The following is a 19373-nucleotide window of genomic DNA, read 5'->3' as shown; positions in this document are numbered from 1 at the left end:
CCCACGGCGCTCACCCGGGAGGCGGACCCGCGCGGGCGGTCGCGGAGGTCGGGAAGACGCCGAAGCGGGCGGTGACGGTCACGGTGACGACGAAGCCGTCGATGTCGCACACGGCGACCGCCGCCCCCGCGGTGGCGGCGAGATCCGCGGCGCGGTCGCACGGTTCCCCGGCCGCGAGTCCGGTGACGGTGTCGGCGGCGGCGAGGGCGGCGGAGTCCGCCGCGCCGGCGAGGCGCTGGGAGTGGATCGCGGCCGCGCCGACCGCGGAGAGCCCCGCGACGAGGGTCGCGGAGGCGGCGAGGATGCCGACGACGGCGACGGTCGACGCCATCAGCCGCCTCCCGCCAGCGCGCAGCCGGTCGCGGTGAGGGTGAGGACCGCGACCGGCGCGCGCGCGGTGATGCACACGATGTCATCGCGATGCTCGATCGTCGCGGTCGCGTCGTCCACGGCCGCGGCGACGACGGCGTGGACACGGTCCGCGCTCTCGCCTCGCGCGGCCAGGCGCGCCGCGTCGCTGACGGCATCCTGGAGCCGCACGCCACGAGCCGTCGCGCCGAGCGCCCCGATGCCGAGCGCCAGCACGATGACGATCGCCGGCAGGGCGACGGCGAACTCGGCCACGACCGATCCACCGTCACCCCGCCACGGCCGCCCGGAGGTCGCGTGCGACCGGCGGGCGCGCGGCATCCGCCGCTCGAGGGGCATCACGCCACGGTCAACGCGCGGCGGATGAGGTCGGTGAGGATCCCGCGGACCTCATCGCTGCGCATGATGACCACGAGGAGCCCCGCGAAGGCGACCGCCGCCATCGTGGCGATGGCGTACTCCGCCGTGGCGGCGCCGTCGTCGTCGGCGAGCAAGCGCGCCGCGGGACGGTAGAGGCGCTCTGCACGGCGGCGCGTGAGGGGCGGGAGGGTCGGACGGGACGACGGGAACATGGATTCTCCTTTATTCGGGTGAGGGACGAGCGAGGTCACAGGGTGAAGGGCATCGTGCTGACGACGCTGAGGAGCATCGGGCCGACGCCGAGGAGGAGGAACGCGGGGAGCGTGCACACCCCCAGCGGCAGGAGCAGACGGGTGGAGAGTCGCGCCGCGCGTAGCCGACCGTCGACGCGCGCGCGATGCCGGGCGAGCACGGCCCATGCCCGCAGCAGATCGACCGCGGGCACTCCGGCTGTGCGCGAGAGCGCGAGCACCGCATCGGTGTCGTCGCGCGGCGGCGGGTTCGCGGAGCGTCCGGAATCGGCCGGCGGGGTGGGACGCGCCCGCGCGACGAGCTCGACCGCGCGGTCGATGGAGACGCCACCGCTCAGCGCGATGGCGAGGAGCTCCGCGCGGTGCCCCGGGATGGCCTCGCCTCCGCTGGCCGCGCGGACGAGCCGCAGGCTCCAGCGATGCGCGAGCAGGATGAGGACTCCCCCGAGGACGAGGCACACGATCCCCAGCGGATGGGAGAACAGGATGCCGAGGGTGTCGAAGCCGAGGGCGGCTCCGAGGGCGACGGCGGCGATCGGCAGCCAGGCGAGGAGCCGGGCGGTCCCCGCCGGTTCCGCCAGCGCGATCCGGACGTCGTCGGCCGCGGCACGCGCATCGCGGAGCGCATCGGCGAGACCTCGGAGACTCTCCGCGAGCGGCGCTCCGACGACGGTCGCCACCTGCCAGGCGGCGCCCACCTCGCGCCACTCCCCCGTGTCTGTGTCGCGACGATCGCGCCGACGGTTCCGGCGTCCGTCCGCGGCACCGGCGGGGATGCCGGCGTCGCCGATCGCGTCCGCCAGTGGGCGTCCCTCCGATACCGCCGCCACGACGCGGACGGCGCCGGCATCCCCGGTTTCCGCGAGGTACTCCCACGCGCGGTGCGGTGAGATGCCCGCCTGCAGCAGGACGGCGAGCTGCAGGACGCTCTCCGCCGCCGAGGTCGTCTCGGCCGCGGCGGTCGCCCGGACCGTCACCGCGGCGGCCACGGCTCCTCCTCGATCTCCAGTCGCCCGTCGGAGCCGATGCGCGGACGCCCGACACTCCGCAGGCGACGGATCCCGGCGGCATCCCTCTCCACGTGGAGGATCCAGTGCAGGGCGCTGGACACCTGCCGCGCGAGGGCCTGGTCGCTGAGCCCGGCGAGTGCTCCGAGCGCCTCCAGACGCGCGGCGACGTCCGACAGTCCGTTCGCGTGCACGGTGCCGGCGCCACCGTCGTGCCCGGTGTTCAGCGCGGACAGCAGCTCGCGCACCTCCTCGCCCCGGCACTCGCCGACCACCAGCCGATCGGGCCGCATCCGCAGCGCCTCCCGCACGAGGCGTGCCAGACCGATGCCGCCCGCCCCCTCGAGATTCGGCTGGCGCGCCTCGAGGCGCACGTGATGCGGGTGGACGAAGGAGAGCTCTGCGACATCCTCGATCGTGACGATCCGCTCGCGCTCGGACGCCGCGCTCAGCATCGCCGCGAGAAGGGTGGTCTTCCCCGCCCCCGCCGCGCCGGAGACCAGGACGTTCTCACGGCGACGCACGATCTCCTCGAGTCGCTCGCGCCCCGCCGCGTCGAACATCCCGCCCGCCTGCAGCGCGCCGAGGTCTGCGCGCGTGCGTCGGCCGACGCGGATGGACAGCGCGGTCCCACCGCCGGACACCGGAGGGAGCACGGCATGCACACGGAGCCGCCCGCCGACGCGGACGTCCACGCACGGCGAGGCGTCGTCGATGTGCCGTCCGCCCGCCCCGATCAGAGCGACGGCCAGGTCGCGCACATCGTCCTCGTCCCAGGACCACCCCGGAACCGGCTCGGCACCGCGCCCCCGGTCGACGAACAGCCCCTGCGCGCCGTTGACGAACAGATCGGTGACCTCGGCGTCGCCCAGATGGCGCGACAGGTCTTCCCAGGCGGCGTGACGCACGACGGGGAGCGGGGTGTCGTCCTCGCTCGGGGCAGGCACCTCCCCGATCGGTCGGGAGAAGTCCGGCATCCGCGGGATCACCTCCGGCCACGCCCCATCCGGCTCCGGCGCAGGCCCGGTTCCGTCGCCCTCCTCCGGGAGGGCGTGGTCGATCGGCGTCGGCGCGGGCACCTGCCACCACGTCGCCGGCGGCGCCGACGCGTCCAGCCAGGCCACAGGGTCGCGGACGGGATCCTGCCTGCGTGGCACGAAGCGCTCGGTCATGACGACGACGCTAGGAACGCGGGCGGGCGGAGCGGGAGGCGCGCGCCCCTTCGGTGGAGAACCGGCCCGGTCGCACCGCTGGGGAGGAGGGGCACCCGCGGGAGAAAAAAGGGGCGGCATCCCATGGGGGGAATGGGATGCCGCCTCGGGCGACACCACATTTCGGGGGGTGTGTCGGGTGTCGCCAATGCCAGAATCGATGTTCGGCCGTATGACAGCTTATGCGACGCATCGGAGGCGACCAAACGCCGCTCCGATGATTCTCACCGGCCTCTCACCGATACCCCGCCGGTATCCGGCTCCCCACTATCGGAGGTAGTGCGCGCACCGGCGCCCTCGCTAGCCTTCGAGACAGACTCGCCGGATGCCGGCATCCGACCTCAGGCCGCAAAGGAGCGCGCGATGAGCACGCAGATCGACCACCTTCTGAACGAGACCCGCCGCTTCAGCCCGCCGGACGGATTCGCCGCGCAGGCCGTCGGATCCGCCGACCTCTATGCGCGCGCCGCCGAGGACCGCGAGGGGTTCTGGGCCGATCAGGCCCGTGAACTCCACTGGCACACGCCCTTCACCGAGGTGCTCGACTGGTCGACCCCTCCCTTCGCGCGATGGTTCGGCGACGGCGAGCTCAACGTCGCCTACAACTGCCTGGACCGTCACGTCGAGGCAGGACACGGCGACCGTGTCGCGCTCCTGTGGGAGGGAGAGCCCGGCGACGAGCGCGCCATCACCTACTCCGAGCTGACCGCGGAGGTCTCCCGGCTCGCCAACGTGCTGGAGGGCCTCGGCGTCGGGGAGGGCGACCGTGTCGCGATCTACCTGCCGATGATCCCGGAGGCGGTCGCCGCGATGCTCGCGGTCGCGCGCATCGGCGCCATCCACTCCGTCGTCTTCGGCGGGTTCTCGGCCGACAGCCTGCGCTCGCGCATCGACGACGCCGGCGCGAAGGTGGTCATCACCGCCGACGGCGGCTACCGCAAGGGCAAGGTCTCGGCCCTCAAGCCGGCCGTGGACCTGGCCCTCGCCGACCGCAACGGCTCGGGCGTACAGGAGAGCGTGGAGCACGTGATCGTCGTCCGCCGCGGCGGGAACGACGTCGACTGGGTCGAGGGTCGTGACCTGTGGTGGCACGACGTCGTCCCGGCGGCCTCGCCGGCGCACACCGCCCGCGCGTTCCCCGCGGAGACGCCCCTGTTCATCCTGTACACCTCGGGGACGACGGGGAAGCCCAAAGGCATCCTGCACACCTCCGGCGGCTACCTCACCCAGGCCGCCTTCACGAACCGCGTGGTCCACGACATCCACCCTGAGACGGACGTGTACTGGTGCACCGCGGATGTCGGCTGGATCACCGGCCACACCTACGTCACCTACGGCCCCCTCGCCAACGGCGCCACCCAGGTGCTCTACGAGGGGACGCCGGATGCCCCCCACCCCGGACGCTGGTGGGAGATCATCCAGAAGTACGGCGTGACGGTGTTCTACACCGCCCCCACGGCGATCCGGTCGTTCATGAAGATCGGCCGACAGGTGCCTCAGGGTTTCGATCTGTCATCACTGCGGGTGCTGGGCTCGGTCGGTGAACCGATCAACCCCGAGGCGTGGGTCTGGTACCGCGACATCATCGGGGCCGAGCGCACACCCATCGTCGACACGTGGTGGCAGACCGAGACCGGGGCGATGATGATCTCCGCCCTTCCCGGCGTCACCGAGACCAAGCCCGGCGCGGCGCAGGTCGCCCTCCCCGGAATCGCGATCGACGTCGTCGACGACGCCGGCGAGCACGTGGGCACCGGCAACGGCGGTCTCCTGGTGGTCACGGAACCCTGGCCGAGCATGCTCCGCGGCATCTGGGGTGACCCGGAGCGGTTCGTGGAGACCTACTGGGAGAAGTTCGCCGATCGCGGGTTCTACTTCGCCGGCGACGGAGCGCGTCTGGACGAGGACGGCGACATCTGGCTCCTCGGCCGCGTCGACGACGTCATGAACGTCTCCGGCCACCGCCTGTCGACGGCGGAGATCGAATCGGCGCTCGTCGCCCACGAGGCCACCGCCGAGGCCGCGGTCGTCGGCGCCTCCGACGAGACCACCGGCCAGGCGGTCGTGGCCTTCGTCATCCTCAAGCAGAGCTACCTCGACCGGCACTCCGCCGAGGGGCTGGCCACCACGCTCCGCGCCTGGGTCGGCGAGCAGATCGGTCCGATCGCCCGGCCGCGCGACATCTACATCGTCGGGGAACTGCCCAAGACCCGATCCGGGAAGATCATGCGGCGGCTGCTGCGCGACGTCGCCGAGGGCCGGGAGGTCGGCGACACCACGACGCTCGCCGACACCATGGTCATGAGCACGATCCAGGCGAAGATCACCACGAAGTGACGCATGCGTGGGGGCCGGCATCCGTCACACGGATCGGATGCCGGCCCTCACGTGCAGCAGATCAGACGAGCGCGAAGACGACCTCGACCTCGACGGGCGAGTCGAGCGGCAGGACGGGGACTCCGACGGCGGATCGGGCATGCCGCCCCGCCTCGCCGAAGATCTCGCCGAGCACCTCGCTCGCGCCGTTGATGACGCCGGGCTGACCGGTGAACTCCGGAACGGACGAGACGAATCCGACCACCTTCACCACGCGGGCGAGGCGGTCCACTCCCCCGGCGACGTCCGCGGCGGCGGCGATCGCGTTCAGAGCGCAGGTCCGGGCGTAGTCCTTCGCCGCGGCGGGATCGACGAGGCCCTCGCCCTCGCCGACCTTGCCGGTCGCGGGCAGCGCGCCCTCGCGCATCGGCAGCTGGCCGGAGGTGTAGACGAGGTCGCCGTGCACGGTCGCCGGGATGTACGCGGCGACGGGGGGCACGACATCGGGGAGACGGATGCCGAGCTCGGCGAGCCGCGCGGAGACGCTCACCGGCTCAGCCTTCGAACTGCCGCGCGGCCTGCGCCGCGGCATCCAGTCCGGCGTTGGCGTCTCCGCCGCCGACCGGGCGCTTGAAGTAGGCGACGAGGCCGCCCTCGGGACCGGGGATCACCTGCACGAGCTCCCAGCCCTGTTTGCCCCAGTTGTTGAGGATGGCGGCGGTGTTGTGGATCAGCAGGGGCGTGGTGAGGTACTCCCACGTCGTCATCGCGACTCCTGGCGTGTTCGGCGGAAAGAAGCGGAAGAACGGGGATCACGCGCAGGGCATGCCTGTCAAGGGATCGCCCAGGTATCTCCCTTACGATCAAGCCTATGCCTGATACCAAACGCACGGCCACCGGTGTGCTCGGGGGCCTCGCAGGACTGGTCGGCCTCAGCGCCGTCGCCGGCGTTCTCATCACCGCCACGGTGACCCCCGCGATCGCGGTGTCGGGTTACGCGGCCTCCAGCGCCATCACGATGTTCGACAACCTCCCCAGCGTCCTCGAGATCGACAAGCTCATGCTGCCGACGACGCTGTATACCAAGAACCAGGACTCCGGCGAGTGGGAGGAGTGGACGCAGTTCTACGACCAGAACCGCTCCCCCGTCGAGTTCGACGAGATCGCGCCGGTCATGTACGACGCGATGCTCTCCAGTGAGGACCCGCGGTACTACCAGCACGGCGGCGTCGACCTCATCGGAACGACGCGTGCGGTGCTCTCGAACGTCCAGGGTGGCGGCGAGACGCAGGGCGGATCGACGATCAGCCAGCAGTACGTCAAGAACATCCTCGTCCAGCGGTGCGAAGCCACGGCGGAGACCGAGGAGGAGAAGCAGGCCTGCTGGTTCGAGGCGACCACTGCCGCGGGCACCGAGGGCATCCAGCGCAAGCTCCAGGAGATGCGCTACGCCATCGCCCTCGAGCAGCGGTACTCGAAGAACGAGATCATGCTCGGGTACCTCAACATCGCCAACTTCGGCGGCACGACCTACGGCATCGACGCCGCGGCCAAGCGCTACTTCGGGGTGTCGGCGGGCGAGCTGAATCTCGCGCAGGCCGCGACCCTCGCCGGCATCGTGCAGAACCCGAACACCTACCGGATCGATCAGCCCGGGAACGAGCGCAACGGAGCCGACAACGGCTACGCGCTGACCAAGCAGCGTCAGCAGTACGTGCTCAGCCGGCTCCTCGACGACGGAAAGATCACCCAGGAGCAGTACGACGAGCTCTTCGACGCTCCCATCGAACCGAACATCACCACCCCGCGCACCGGCTGCACGGCGGCGGCGGGCGGCGAGTACTTCTGCCAGTACGTCCGCAGCGTCATCGAGAACGATCCCGCCTTCGGCGAGACGCCCGATGAGCGCCGTGAGGCCCTCCGTCGCGGCGGCCTGAACGTCTACACGACGATCGACTGGCGCCTGCAGAACGCCGCGAACGCCTCGATGTCGACCTACGCCCCGACGTCGGTCGAGGGGATGAAGTTCGGCTCCACGGCGGTGAGCATCGACAACACGACGGGGAAGATCCTCGCGATGTCGCAGAACACGCGCTTCGACGAGACGATCACCGGCGACAACAACTTCAGCTCCATCGTGTTCGCCGGCGACCGCACCTACGGCGGCTCACGCGGATTCGCGGCGGGATCGACGTTCAAGCTCTTCACCCTCGTCGACTGGCTGGAGCAGGGGAAGTCCGTCCGCGAGGTGCTGAACGGGGTCAACCGCCCGTTCCCGCGCATGACGAACTCGTGCTCGGGCGACTGGGTCAACACCGAAAACACCACGATCGGCAACTTCGGCCGCGTGCCCGGGTACGTCGGCACCCCGATGCAGTTCACCGCGGCGTCGCTCAACTCCGGCTACCTCGCGATGGCCGCCGAGCTCGACCTGTGCGACATCGCCAACGTCGCGACCAAGATGGGCGTCACCACCGGCGACAACACTCCGATCGAAATGAAGGTCGCCAATAACGTCATCGGCGACTCCAACATCTCCCCGATCGCGATGGCCGGTGCCTACGGCACCGTCGCCAACAACGGTGTGTACTGCCAGCCGCGCGTCATCGAGAGCGTCACCGACTCCGACGGCAACGACGTCCCGCTCCCCGAGCGCACGTGCGAGCAGGTGCTCGAGCCGGGCGTTGCGGCGACCGCCGCGTTCGCCCTCGCGGGCGTCATGAACGGCGGCGGAACAGGCGCGCAGGGGAACCCCTTCGACGGCACGCCGCTCATCGGCAAGACCGGTACGCACGAGGAGCTGCAGACGTGGCTCGTGGAGTCCTCGACCAACGTCTCGACCGCCGTGTGGGCGGGCAACATCGAGGGCGGCGGAGACATGTTCCGCAACTGGCACAACGGCATCCAGCTCTCCAACCTCCGCTACTTCATCGCGCGGGATGTCCAGGGAGCGGCGAACTCGCTCTTCGGTGGAAACCCGTTCCCGGCGCCCGACAACAACCTCACCCGCCAGGTGCTCCGCGACCTCCCGAACGTCGTCGGTCAGTCCATCGACCAGGCAACGGCGACGCTCCGGAGCGCCGGGTTCAGCGTGACCGTGGGCGGAGCGGTCGACTCGTCCGAGCCCGAGGGCATCGTCGCGGCCCAGAGCCCCGGCGCCGGTCGCGTCGCCGGCGGCACGTCGGTGACGATCAACCCGTCCAACGGTCAGGGCATCTCGGTTCCTGCCGTGTCGGGATCGCTGAGCGCCGCCATCTCGGCGCTGCGGAACGCCGGGTTCGGCAACGTCAGCCCCGGATCCTGTCAGCAGGACGAGAGCGCCGGCGGCGGCGAGCAGGCCACCGGTACGAACCCGGCCGCGGGCACCCTCGTCAACAGGAACACCGCGATCAGCGTCGACTACGTCAGCCGCAACTGCGGCGGTGGCGGCGGCGAGAGCCCCGCGCCCGACTCCGACAGCGACGGATAAGTGACGCACACCGTCACGCGGACGGCCCTCACCGCCTTGGGGGCGGTGGGGGCCGTCGGCGTCGCCACCGCCGTCTGGGGCGTCGCCGTCGAGCGCTACCTCTTCACCGTCCGCGAGCACACCCTGCCCCTCCTTCCCGCGGGCTCCCCCGACCTGCGGATCCTGCACGTGTCGGACGCCCACATGGCGCCGTGGCAGCACCGGAAGCAGCAGTGGATGGCCGCGCTGGTCGACCTGCACCCGGACCTGGTGATCAACACCGGCGACAACCTCGGTCACGCCGAGGGCCTCGTCGGCATCCGTCGGGCGTTCGCACCGCTCCGCGGGATCCCCGGCTTCTTCGTCCACGGGTCGAACGACCACGTCGCGCCGTCACCCCGCAATCCGCTGAAGTACTTCACCGGTCCGTCGCGGCACCAGCCTAAGGCGGAGGCCATCGACGCCGACGCGCTCGACTCCTTCCTCGTCGACGACCTGGGCTGGACCGACCTGAACAACGCCGCGGGCGTCGTGGAGGCCGCCGGCATCCGGGTCGCGGGCTTCGGCGTCAGCGACGCGCACCGGCAGTGGGACCGACTGGACTCCCTCCCCGCGGCCATCACCGCGACGGACAGCACGGATGCCGCGCTGCACGTCGGCGTGACGCACGCGCCGTACCGGCGCGTGCTGGACCGCTTCATCGACCTCGGAGCGGACGCGATCTTCGCCGGTCACACGCACGGCGGCCAGGTGCGCCTTCCGGGGTACGGGGCCCTCGTGGCGAACTGCGACATTCCGCTACGCCAGGCGCGCGGTCTCAGCGCCTGGGAGCACGGCGGGCGGGCCGCGCCGCTGAACGTGAGTGCCGGACTCGGACACTCGATCTACGCCCCCGTGCGGTTCGCATGCCGGCCGGAGGCGAGTCTCCTCGCCCTCACCGCGCGCGGCTGAGCGCCCCTCCTCCCCACCTGCAGCGACCGGCGCCGCAGCGCCCGGTTATCCCCCGCCGCACCCTCGGAGCGATCGGCGCACGTCGGCGGAGCCCACGATCGGAGCACGAACCGATCGAAAGGCCCCGCCCATGTCCGCCTCTCCGCTCCGCCGTGCGCGCCGTGTGCTCGCCCTGAGCATCGCCGCCGCCCTCGCTGCGGCCGCCCTCGTCTTCGCCGTCGCCCCGGCGGCCACCGCCGCGACCCAGGGTGCCGGGTTCGGCGCCTGGCAGCCGACCTCGACCCACGGATGGCACGGGTCGATGCGCGTCGGCGACGTGCACACCTACTGCATCCTGCCCGGCATCCCGCTCCCCACCGGCACGACGAGCGACCACGGCGTGCGCACCGAGGCCGCCGGCCTCAGTCCGCAGCAGCTCACCGGCATCAATCTGCTCGTCACCCGCTACGGCCAGACCGAAGACCCGGTGCAGGCGGCGGCGGTCGGCTGGGCGGTCAAGGCGATCGCCGACTGGGAGACGACCCTGCGCACGTTCGGCTACCGCGGAGACTCGCTCGCCGGGGCGATCGACTGGACCTTCTCGCGCCTCGCACCGGCCCACAACGCCCGCGTGCAGGAGCTCGCGCTCGCCTACTACGCGGAAGGCAGCTCGGTCGCCGTCGGCGTGACGGATGCCTCGGGATCGGTGATGTTCCTCCGTGACGACGCCGACCCCCTCGGCGGCGCCGTCCGCGTCGACGCCTCGACCCCGGACGCCCGCGGCACCCTGACCCTCACCGGCGCCGTCTTCGCCGACGACGGCACCACCGAACGCCACGACGTCGTTCCTGGCGAAGAGTACGCGATCACCGTCGCCCCGGCCGCCGAGACCACGCCCGGCCGTCCTCTCGACGTGTCGGCGCACGGGCGGTTCCGCGTCGACACCGTCGCCGCGGTCCGCCACTTCACCACGCCGGGCGGTCAGGACACCGCGGGTCCCGCGGGGCCGGTCGAGTTCGAGGTGTCCGGACACGACACGACGCGGCATCCGCTGTTCTTCCCGACGATCTCCACCGTCGCCGCCGCCGCCGCGGTCCCCGGGGAGAGCTTCGTCGACGATGTGACCGTCGGGGGCGACCTCACCCACTGGCCGCGCACCGCGGAGGGCGATCGACTGCCCGTCCGGGCGCACGCGTCGGTCTACCGCCTGGACGAGGAACCGGGCGAGCCGTCACCCGATGTCCCGGAGGGCGCGGTCCTCGCGGGAGAGCTGAGCCTGGAGACCCTCGGGGAGGGACCGGCGCGCGTGGTCTCGAGCTGGACGATGGACACGCCCGGGTGGTACGTCGCGGTGTGGAGCATCACCCGGCAGGCGCAGTCGGCGGAGGTCGCGGCGCACCTCGCCACCGACGCCGTCTACACGGAGGCATTCGCCTCGCCGACGCAGATCACCCGAGTGGAGAGTCCCCCGCCGCCGATCGAGACGGAGGAACCCGCCGCCCCCGACACGCCCGTCGAACCGATCGTGCCGCCGTCGACCGCACAGCTCGCAGAAACCGGGAGCGACCCCGGCGGCCTCCGCGGAATCGCGGGGATCTCGGTGATCCTCCTGACCGCGGGCCTCACCGCAGCAGCCCTGGTGCGCCGTCGCCGGTTCGGAGATGCCGTTTCGATCAGGTAGGCTAGGGGGGTTGCCACGGGGTGTGGCGCAGCTTGGTAGCGCGCGTCGTTCGGGACGACGAGGCCGCAGGTTCAAATCCTGTCACCCCGACATACACTGTCTCCGACAGCAGTGAGGCTCCGATCCCTTCTCCACACGGAGGGGGTCGGAGCCTCACTGCGTATCACGTACCGGACGGAAGCCTCATGACCCTCGCGCCCCGCCTCGTCGCGTTCGACCTCGACGACACCCTCGCCCCCAGCAAGAGCGCCATCGACGCTCGGATCGGCGACCTTCTGGTCGCCCTCGCCGAGCGGGTGGAGGTCGCGATCATCTCCGGCGGGCAGCTCGCCCAGTTCACCGCGCAGGTCGTGGACCGTCTCCCCGCCGCCGCGGACGACGTCCTGACCCGCCTCCACCTCCTCCCCACCTGCGGCACGCAGTACTACCGCCTCCTGAACGGTGACGTGACGACCGTGTACGCGCGCACACTCACCGACGACCAGAAGGAGCGCGCGCTCCGCGCCGTCGAGGAGCAGGCACGCCGGCTCGGGCTGTGGGAGTCCGACACGTGGGGCGACATCCTCGAGGATCGCGGATCGCAGATCACGTTCTCGGCGCTCGGCCAGAAGGCCCCGGTCGACGCGAAGGCCGCCTGGGACCCGACGGGTGAGAAGAAGAACGCGCTGCGCGCCGCCGTCGCCGAGCTCCTCCCCGACCTGGAAGTCCGTTCCGGCGGCTCGACCTCCGTCGACATCACCGAGCGGGGCATCGACAAGTCGTACGGCATGACGCGCCTGTCCGAGCAGACCGGCATCCCGCTCGACGACATGCTCTTCATCGGCGATCGCCTCGATCCGGCCGGCAACGACTATCCGGTCCTCGCGATGGGTGTGTCCTGCCACGCCGTCGACGGGTGGCAGGACACCGCGGCCTATCTCGAGCAGCTCATCCCGACGCTGCCCCTCCGCTGAGCCGAGGCCTCAGGCCTCCACCGCCGCCGTCGTCCCGCGCGGCACGAGACGGGTGAGCTGCGTCACGTGGCGCGGCTCCAGCTCTTCCAGCGAAGACACCCCGAGAAGCGTCATCGTCCGCTCGATCTCGGTGCGCAGGATCTCGATCGTGCGGTCCACGCCCGCGCGCCCGCCGGCCATGAGGCCGTAGAGGTATGCGCGCCCGATCAGGGTGAACTTCGCCCCGAGGGCGATCGAGGCGACGATGTCGGCGCCGTTCATGATCCCGGTGTCGACCATGACCGTCGCATCCCGCCCGACCTCGCGGACGACCTCCGGGAGCAGATGGAACGGGATCGGCGCACGATCGAGCTGGCGCCCACCGTGGTTGGACAGGACGATGCCGTCCACGCCCCGATCGATGAGCCGCCGGGAATCCTCGACGTTCTGCACGCCCTTGACGACGATCTTCCCCGGCCACATCTCGCGGATCACGTCGAGGTCGTCGTAGCTGATCGTCGGGTCCATCGCCGCATTGAGGAGTTCGCCGACGGTGCCGCCCGTGGTCGACAGCGATGCGAACTCGAGCTTCGGGGTGGTGAGGAAGTCGATCCACCACCAGGGGCGCGGGAGGGCGTTGAGGATCGTTCCGACCGTCAGCTGCGGCGGAATCGAGAATCCGTTGCGCTTGTCGCGCAGGCGCGCTCCCGCGATGGGGGTGTCCACGGTGAACTGCAGCGTGTCGAATCCCGCCTCCGCGGCGCGGCGGACGAGGCCGTAGGAGACGTCGCGGTCGCGCATGACGTAGAGCTGGAACCAGTTGCGCCCGTGGGGATTGGCACGTTTCACGTCTTCGATCGACGTCGTCCCGAGCGTCGACAACGTGAAGGGAATGCCGGCGGCACCCGCGGCCCCCGCACCGGCGGACTCGCCCTCCGTCTGCATCAGACGGGTGAATCCGGTCGGGGCGATGCCGAACGGCAGGGCGCTGCGCCCCCCGAGGATCTCGGTGGAGGTGTCCACCACGGCGGCGGGGCGCAGGATGTCGGGGTGGAACTCCACGTCCTGGAACGCCTGCCGGGCCCGGGCGAGCGAGAGCTCCCCCTCGGCCGCACCGTCGGTGTAGTCGAACGCGGCCTTGGGGGTGCGTCGCTGCGCGATGCGGCGCAGGTCGGCGATGGTGAGCGCCGAATCCAATCGACGCTTGGTGGCGTTCAGCTCGGGCTTCTTGAACTGCATGAGCTCGAGCAGCTCAGCGGGCTGGGGCAGTTGGCGGCGAACCATGGTCGTTCCTTCGATCGTCGGGGTGGGGCGGGGTCACGCGGACGGCCGCGACAGGGCAGCCTGGGCGTAATACCCGGAGATGTGGTCGTGGATGAGGGTGCGGGCGGCGTCGGCGTCTCCGGCGTCGACCGCGGTGAGGATGGCGCGGTGCTCGGCGCGCAGCCGCCGCGCAGCGGCGTCCCAGTCGTCGATGCGCGTCGCGCCCGCCTGCACGTAGGACTCGATCGCCGTGCGCAGGCCCGCCATCATCGCGGTGATGACGACATTGCCGGACGCTTCGGCCATCGCGAGATGGAGCTGGGCATCCAGCGCCAGGAACTCCTCGACGCTCAACGCGGGATCCTCCATCGCGGCGGCGACGGCGTGGGCAGCCGAGGTGTCGGACGAGGGAGCCGCGGCGAGCGCGGTGACGACCGCGGTCTCGAGCACCAGACGGGTGGTCACGACGTCATCGAGAGGGAACCCCTGCGCCGCCACCTGCAGGCGGAGAAGTGCCGACATCCCCCCGCGGGGGGTGGCGATGATGATCGCGCCCGAACTTGGTCCGGATCCCGTCCCGGTCCGGATGAGCCCCATGACTTCGAGCACCCGGAGCGCTTCGCGCACGCTCGAGCGACCGACGCCGAGGGTCGAGGCGAGCTCGCGCTCGGGCGGGAGATGGTCTCCGGGCTTCAGGCGCTGCTCCAGCAGGTCGGCCTCGATCGACTCGAGAACGACCTGCCACGCGCGTGCGGGTGACGCAGGCGGCATCCTTGCTCCTCCGTATTGTGGTCGGACCACAGTACCGGGTGGTCAGACCACAGAGCAACCCCGTGAAGCGATGATGTGTCGCCGTGCGATGCCGGTCAGGCCGAGGCGAATCCGCGGGGATTCTGAGACTGCCACCGCCAGGCATCCCTCGCGGCGTCATCGATGCCGTACTGCGCCTTCCACCCCAGCACCGTCCGCGCCTTGGCGGGATCGCAGTACGTTGCGGCGACATCTCCCGCGCGACGCGGGAGCACCGCCTTGGGAAGCTCGCGACCGGCGGCCTTCTCGAACGCCGCGATCAGCTGGTAGACGCTGACCGGCGTGCCGGTGCCGAGATTGAACACCTCGTAGCCCGGCTGCGCCTGCTCGAGGGCCGCGACGTGGCCGGCGGCGAGGTCGACGATGTGGATGTAATCGCGCAGGCCCGTGCCGTCCGGGGTGTCGTAGTCGTCGCCGAAGATCCCGACGCGATCGAGATCACCGATCGCCACCCGCTGGACGTAGGGCATGAGGTTGTTGGGGATGCCCGCGGGATCCTCGCCGATGAGCCCGCTCGGGTGGGCGCCGACCGGGTTGAAGTAGCGCAGCACCGTCACCGCGAGGTCCGGCTGCACGCGGGCGAGGTCTTCGAGGACGACCTCGTTCATGCGCTTGGACTTGCTGTACGGGTTGGAGAGATCGACGCTCGTGGTCGACTCCTCGGTGAACGGCAGGTCGGCGGGGTCGGAGTACACCGTGCCGGTGCTGGAGAAGAGGAACGAGCGGATGCCGCGCTCGAGGCCGACGCGCAGGAGCGCGAAGGTCGTGTCGAGGTTGTTGGCGTAGTAGTCCAGCGGCTTCTGCATGGACTCCCCCACCGCCTTGTAGGCGGCCAGGTGCACGATCGCGTCGAAGGGGCCGTGGGCGTCGAACACGCCCGCCACGACCGCGTCATCGGACGCGTCGCCGACGACGAGCGGAGCCGCCTTGCCGGTGATCTGCGCGATCCTGTCCGCGGCGAGCGCGGAGGTGTTGGAGAGATCGTCCAGGAGGACCGCGTCGTGACCGGCGTCGAGAAGGGCGACCGCGGTGTGGGCGCCGACATAGCCGGCTCCGCCGGCGAGGAGAACACGCATACCTCCAGCCTAGCGATCACGCGCGCTCAGCCCAGGTGCCCTCCGGACTCCCGCAGATAGCAGTCGGCGCACATCGACTCGTAGGTGACGCGGTCGGCGGAGAGCTCGTCGATCGCGACCTGGTCGCCGTCGAACACGAAACGCCCGCCCACGAGGCGGGCATTGAAGAGCGCCTTGCTGCCGCACCGGCAGATGGTCTTCAGCTCCTCCAGCGTGTGCGCGAGCTCGAGCAGTCGCCGCGAACCCGGGAACGCCTGCGTCTGGAAGTCGGTGCGGATGCCGTAGGCCAGCGCCGGCACTCCGTCCTCCACGACGATGCGGAGGAGGTCGTCCACCTGCTCGCGCGTGAGGAACTGCGCCTCGTCGATGAGCAGGCACGCAACGTCCGGCGTGGCGCCGGTGGCGGCGGACTCGGGGATGAGGGCATCCTCGAGTCGCGCGCGCACCCGCGCCCGATGCTCGCGGAAGAGGGCACGGAGGTCGTCCTCAGGGCGGATGAGGAAATCCACCGTGCGACTCACCCCGAGACGGCTGGCGATCTGATCGGCCGCCTTGGTGTCGATCTCCGGCTTCGCGAGGAGCACGTGCTGACCGCGTTCCTCGTAGTTGTAGGCGGCCTGGAGGAGCGAGGTCGACTTGCCGGAGTTCATCGCTCCGTAGCGGAAGTAGAGCTTGGCCACCGGAGAAGTCTATGGTCCGCACGCCGCAGGCCCCCGCCCCGCCGAAGCGGAGTCGGGGGCCTGCGGCCGGGTGGGTCTATCAGCGCGGTGTCGTGCAGGAGAACGCGGCATACGACGTCGCGGTCGTCTTCCCCTCGACCGTGACGAGGACCTCGCCTGCGGGGATCGCGGCCTGACGCGCGGTGAAGGCGTACGACGCCGCCTTGCCGGGAGCGACCGTCACCGTCCGCGACCCGAAGGCCGTGGACACCTGGGCGGTCGCGGCGGCGTCGGAGACGTTGCGCAGCGTCGCGCTGACCAGCACCTTGCCGGCGAGGCAGCGCGTCGCGACGGTGACCTCGATCGGAGCGGACGCGGTGACGGTGACCGTCGCCTCGATCGGCATCCGCGAGGCGTCCTGCGCCACGCCGCGCACGGTGAACGTGCCCGCCTCGGCGTAGTCGGCCGCGTCGATGCCGTCCCACTCGACGGCGACCGTCTCGGTCGAGCCGTCCGCCTTGTTCAGCGTCGCCTGGGGCAGGACCGGAGCGGTTCCCGCCTCCGTCTCCACCGCGATGGCGTCGACCGACGCCACGGCGATGTCGGGTGCGTACTCCTCGAGGACCTTCTGGTACTCGGCGCGGGTGACCGGGATGATCGTGCCGTGCCGGGGCTTGCCGCCGTCGCTGTTCTGCGGCAGGTTCGCCCGCAGCTTCGCACCCAGCGGCTGCCAGGAGTCACCGTCGGCGAGGTCGTCGGACCCGAACGGGATGTAGTAGTTCGGACCCCCGTGGTACGACGGCTGGTCGATGAAGAGGAACCAGTCGAAGCCGTTGACGTCTCCCGGGTTGGACGGGAAGATGCTCGGTCCCTCGCCCTGGTTGTAGGTTCCGCCGGGCTCGCCGTTCGGCAGGCCCGAGGCCACCCGCTCCTTGATGAGCGTCCACTGGTCCGCCGCTCCGGTGGTGCCGGGGAGGCTGCCGGAGACGGATGCCGTGAGGTTCGTCGACTTCTCCAGGCGGATCGTCATGGACGCCTCGTCCTTGGTGAAGCGGTAGTACGTGTCACCGATCTGCGCGACCGTGGAGTCGATCATGCCGAGGCCGTTGCCGCGGCGGACATTGATCCAGGGCTTGGCCTCCGAGAACGTCACGAAGTCATCGGTCGTGGCGTACATCATCTGGTTGTAGGTGACGTCGGAACGGTCGGCGGGGTTCGCGGTCGGGTACATGTTCGAGGCCCAGAACACCACGTAGGTGTCCAGATCCTCGTCCCAATACGCCTCGGGCGCCCAGGTGTTGCCGGCGAAGTCGGACGACACCTTCACGTGACGCTGCTCGGACCAGTTCACCAGGTCGTTGGACTCCCACACCTCGATGTGGGTGGACCCGGAGATCTGCGCGGTGCGGAACCCGCCGGGCAGCCCGTCGATCTTCAGATCGGTGGCGAGCATGTAGAAGCGGTCGCCCTCAGGCGAGCGGATGATGAACGGGTCGCGCAGGCCCTGTGTTCCCAGCGTCGAGGAGAACAGGGGCTCGCCGTCGTTGAGGGTGTTCCAGGCCAGGGCGTCGTTGCCGCGCGAGGCCGCGAGGCTGATCTGCTCGGCTCCGGCGCCCTCGCCGGTGAAGAAGGCCCACACGTACGCCTCGTTCGCGCCGCCGGCGGCCGGCATCGGCTGCACGCGGACGCGGAACTCGCGCGTCGAGGAGGCGGATCCCGACGTGGCGGTCGCCACGAGGACGACCTCGGCGGCGTCCGAGCCGGCTGCGGGACGTGAGACCTCGACGGTGGTCGCGGTGTCGCGCACCCCGGTCCGGAGCGCGGCGTACGCGTCGCCCTCCGCGACGTTCCAGGAGATCGTCGAGCCGAGCGCACCCCGCGTGGACACCGAGAAGTTGGTGCGGATGTCGTCAGGCTGGGCGATGGACAGCTCAGCGAGATCGGCGTCGACCTTCTCCTGATCCGACAGCTCCGCGGGGACCGTCACCGTGTAGGTGCGGGTCGGCGCATCCGGTCCGGATCCGAAGGTCGCGGTCAGGGTGACCTGGGCGTCCGATGCCCCGGCGACGGGACGGGTCACCGTCGCCGTTCCGCCGGAGATCGCCACTGCGGCGTCGTCCGACGCCCACGCCACGGCGATGCCGTAGGAGGTGGTCGGGACGGTGAAGTCCGCCTCGGCACGCTCCGGAACCGACACCGCCGCGACGGCGCGGTCCACGGCCTCGGACTGGTACATCGCGGCGACGTCGGTCGCGCTCATGGCGCTGCCGTACACGGCGAAGTCGTCGACGTCGCCGGCCCAGTGCGGGTCGTTGTAGGTCGAGCGGGCGAGGTAGGCCACGACCTGGCTGCCGAAGGAGGACACGTCGCGGGCGATCGTGCTCGTGACGACGGGCTGACCGTTGAGGTAGCTGCGCAGCTGGCCGGAGGTGCTGTCGATGACGGTGGTGTACAGGTTCATGCCCTGCGGGGTCCGCACCCCGGAGCTGGGAGCGGCGGTCGAACCCGCACCGATCTCCGTCGACCACGGCGCCCCGGCGTTGACCGCGTTGGTGATGACCGACTTGACATAGCCGTTGGGGTTGCTGGGGTTCAGCAGCCAGTAGCCGCTGGAGAACGACGCCCCCTGGGCGACCGGGGCCCCGATGAAGGCGGCGGCGACGTTTCCGGGACCGGAACGGGGCGAGAGCCAGGTCGAGATGGTGAGGTCCTTCTGGCCGACGAGGTCGGTGGTCGGGATCTCGAGATACGCGGACGTCGAGCGCGATCCTCCGGGGAGGCTGAGGATGCCGTCACGTACCTCGCCGCCGCTCTGGCGGAGCGTCGCGTCGTTGCCGTTGCCGGAGACGTCGGAGACGACCCCTCCGCTCGCGGCATCGAAGGTGTAGTGGATGATCGGGTCTGATCCGACATCGGCGTGGGCACCGGAGACCGGCACCACGAGGGCGGCGAGGAGCGTGCCGGCGGCCGCCAGCATCGATGTCCTCTTCAACCGACGCGTGCGCGTCATCGCGACTTCCTTCCTCACGTCGGCAGCGACGTGGGCGTCTGGGCTTCCAC

The 19373-nt window shown here is 70.9% G+C and carries 17 protein-coding genes and 1 tRNA gene; 6 read left to right on the top strand and 12 right to left on the bottom strand.

Annotated features, from left to right (window positions below; genetic code table 11):
• Positions 1-10: 10 nt before the first annotated feature.
• From KZC50_RS09100 to KZC50_RS09080, 5 genes are read right to left on the bottom strand one after another with little or no spacing between them, the layout of a single operon-like run.
• Positions 11-331: an Rv3654c family TadE-like protein gene (locus tag KZC50_RS09100; RefSeq protein WP_053547877.1), complete on the bottom strand. Its 321-nt coding sequence runs from the start codon at positions 329-331 to the stop codon at positions 11-13.
• The gene (locus tag KZC50_RS09095) at positions 331-708 is read right to left on the bottom strand and encodes a TadE family type IV pilus minor pilin (RefSeq protein WP_236967599.1); all 378 of its coding nucleotides are present in this window, start codon (positions 706-708) and stop codon (positions 331-333) included. The genes KZC50_RS09100 and KZC50_RS09095 overlap by 1 nt, the downstream gene beginning before the upstream one ends.
• Complete coding sequence (locus KZC50_RS09090; protein WP_310891432.1) at positions 708-941, bottom strand: DUF4244 domain-containing protein; 234 nt, start codon at positions 939-941, stop codon at positions 708-710. Before KZC50_RS09090 ends, KZC50_RS09095 begins: the two co-directional genes overlap by 1 nt.
• Before the next feature lie 35 nt (positions 942-976).
• Positions 977-1969 carry a type II secretion system F family protein gene (locus tag KZC50_RS09085; protein ID WP_310891431.1) on the bottom strand — a complete coding sequence of 331 codons (993 nt, stop codon included), beginning with the start codon at positions 1967-1969 and terminating at the stop codon, positions 977-979.
• The gene (locus KZC50_RS09080; RefSeq protein ID WP_375294576.1) at positions 1954-3159 is read right to left on the bottom strand and encodes a TadA family conjugal transfer-associated ATPase; all 1206 of its coding nucleotides are present in this window, start codon (positions 3157-3159) and stop codon (positions 1954-1956) included. Before KZC50_RS09080 ends, KZC50_RS09085 begins: the two co-directional genes overlap by 16 nt.
• Before the next feature lie 402 nt (positions 3160-3561).
• Here KZC50_RS09080 and acs point away from each other — a divergent pair, with 402 nt between their 5' ends.
• A complete protein-coding gene (gene acs, locus KZC50_RS09075; protein WP_310891430.1) occupies positions 3562-5535 on the top strand; it encodes an acetate--CoA ligase in 1974 nt (657 codons plus the stop codon).
• A gap of 61 nt (positions 5536-5596) precedes the next feature.
• Here the strand turns inward: acs and KZC50_RS09070 are convergent, their stop codons facing one another.
• Positions 5597-6064 (bottom strand): RidA family protein, encoded by a 468-nt coding sequence (locus KZC50_RS09070; protein ID WP_236967595.1) that lies wholly within the window; start codon positions 6062-6064, stop codon positions 5597-5599.
• Positions 6065-6068: 4 nt separating this feature from the next.
• Positions 6069-6281 carry a Sp36 family protein gene (sp36, locus tag KZC50_RS09065; RefSeq protein WP_053547872.1) on the bottom strand — a complete coding sequence of 71 codons (213 nt, stop codon included), beginning with the start codon at positions 6279-6281 and terminating at the stop codon, positions 6069-6071.
• Between the two features lie 104 nt (positions 6282-6385).
• Here sp36 and KZC50_RS09060 point away from each other — a divergent pair, with 104 nt between their 5' ends.
• The 5 genes from KZC50_RS09060 (at position 6386) to KZC50_RS09040 (ending at position 12526) form a co-directional block, all read left to right on the top strand.
• The gene (locus KZC50_RS09060; protein ID WP_310891429.1) at positions 6386-8983 is read left to right on the top strand and encodes a transglycosylase domain-containing protein; all 2598 of its coding nucleotides are present in this window, start codon (positions 6386-6388) and stop codon (positions 8981-8983) included.
• On the top strand, positions 8984-9913 hold the full coding sequence (locus tag KZC50_RS09055; RefSeq protein WP_310891428.1) for a metallophosphoesterase: 930 nt from the start codon (positions 8984-8986) through the stop codon (positions 9911-9913).
• Between the two features lie 130 nt (positions 9914-10043).
• Positions 10044-11573 (top strand): hypothetical protein, encoded by a 1530-nt coding sequence (locus KZC50_RS09050; RefSeq protein WP_310891427.1) that lies wholly within the window; start codon positions 10044-10046, stop codon positions 11571-11573.
• 16 nt (positions 11574-11589) lie between these two features.
• Positions 11590-11663: transfer RNA gene (locus KZC50_RS09045), tRNA-Pro, on the top strand.
• A 95-nt stretch (positions 11664-11758) separates the two neighbouring features.
• Complete coding sequence (locus KZC50_RS09040; protein ID WP_310891426.1) at positions 11759-12526, top strand: HAD-IIB family hydrolase; 768 nt, start codon at positions 11759-11761, stop codon at positions 12524-12526.
• A 9-nt stretch (positions 12527-12535) separates the two neighbouring features.
• On the opposite strand, the gene KZC50_RS09035 is transcribed toward KZC50_RS09040, so the two are convergent.
• The 5 genes from KZC50_RS09035 to KZC50_RS09015 form a co-directional block, all read right to left on the bottom strand.
• Positions 12536-13789: an alpha-hydroxy acid oxidase gene (locus KZC50_RS09035; protein ID WP_301134421.1), complete on the bottom strand. Its 1254-nt coding sequence runs from the start codon at positions 13787-13789 to the stop codon at positions 12536-12538.
• Positions 13790-13822: 33 nt separating this feature from the next.
• A complete protein-coding gene (locus KZC50_RS09030; protein WP_310891425.1) occupies positions 13823-14539 on the bottom strand; it encodes a FadR/GntR family transcriptional regulator in 717 nt (238 codons plus the stop codon).
• A 95-nt stretch (positions 14540-14634) separates the two neighbouring features.
• On the bottom strand, positions 14635-15654 hold the full coding sequence (gene galE / locus KZC50_RS09025; protein ID WP_053547866.1) for a UDP-glucose 4-epimerase GalE: 1020 nt from the start codon (positions 15652-15654) through the stop codon (positions 14635-14637).
• A 26-nt stretch (positions 15655-15680) separates the two neighbouring features.
• Positions 15681-16334 (bottom strand): thymidine kinase, encoded by a 654-nt coding sequence (locus KZC50_RS09020; protein WP_053547865.1) that lies wholly within the window; start codon positions 16332-16334, stop codon positions 15681-15683.
• A 79-nt stretch (positions 16335-16413) separates the two neighbouring features.
• Complete coding sequence (locus tag KZC50_RS09015; protein ID WP_310891424.1) at positions 16414-19323, bottom strand: immunoglobulin-like domain-containing protein; 2910 nt, start codon at positions 19321-19323, stop codon at positions 16414-16416.
• Between the last annotated feature and the right edge of the window lie 50 nt (positions 19324-19373).

The sequence above is a fragment of the Microbacterium aurantiacum genome (assembly GCF_031625015.1).
Lineage (GTDB): Bacteria > Actinomycetota > Actinomycetes > Actinomycetales > Microbacteriaceae > Microbacterium > Microbacterium aurantiacum.
Note: the sequence above shows the minus strand (reverse complement) of the source record. Positions and strands in the feature narration are given on the sequence as shown.

Coding starts and splice junctions, on each gene's coding strand:
- KZC50_RS09080 (WP_375294576.1), bottom strand. CDS start 3,159: ATGACCGAGCGCTTCGTGCCACGCAGGCAGGATCCCGTCCGCGACCCT.
- KZC50_RS09050 (WP_310891427.1), top strand. CDS start 10,044: ATGTCCGCCTCTCCGCTCCGCCGTGCGCGCCGTGTGCTCGCCCTGAGC.
- KZC50_RS09060 (WP_310891429.1), top strand. CDS start 6,386: ATGCCTGATACCAAACGCACGGCCACCGGTGTGCTCGGGGGCCTCGCA.
- acs (WP_310891430.1), top strand. CDS start 3,562: ATGAGCACGCAGATCGACCACCTTCTGAACGAGACCCGCCGCTTCAGC.
- KZC50_RS09100 (WP_053547877.1), bottom strand. CDS start 331: ATGGCGTCGACCGTCGCCGTCGTCGGCATCCTCGCCGCCTCCGCGACC.
- KZC50_RS09015 (WP_310891424.1), bottom strand. CDS start 19,323: ATGACGCGCACGCGTCGGTTGAAGAGGACATCGATGCTGGCGGCCGCC.
- KZC50_RS09035 (WP_301134421.1), bottom strand. CDS start 13,789: ATGGTTCGCCGCCAACTGCCCCAGCCCGCTGAGCTGCTCGAGCTCATG.
- KZC50_RS09030 (WP_310891425.1), bottom strand. CDS start 14,539: ATGCCGCCTGCGTCACCCGCACGCGCGTGGCAGGTCGTTCTCGAGTCG.
- KZC50_RS09090 (WP_310891432.1), bottom strand. CDS start 941: ATGTTCCCGTCGTCCCGTCCGACCCTCCCGCCCCTCACGCGCCGCCGT.
- galE (WP_053547866.1), bottom strand. CDS start 15,654: ATGCGTGTTCTCCTCGCCGGCGGAGCCGGCTATGTCGGCGCCCACACC.
- sp36 (WP_053547872.1), bottom strand. CDS start 6,281: ATGACGACGTGGGAGTACCTCACCACGCCCCTGCTGATCCACAACACC.
- KZC50_RS09040 (WP_310891426.1), top strand. CDS start 11,759: ATGACCCTCGCGCCCCGCCTCGTCGCGTTCGACCTCGACGACACCCTC.
- KZC50_RS09095 (WP_236967599.1), bottom strand. CDS start 708: ATGCCCCTCGAGCGGCGGATGCCGCGCGCCCGCCGGTCGCACGCGACC.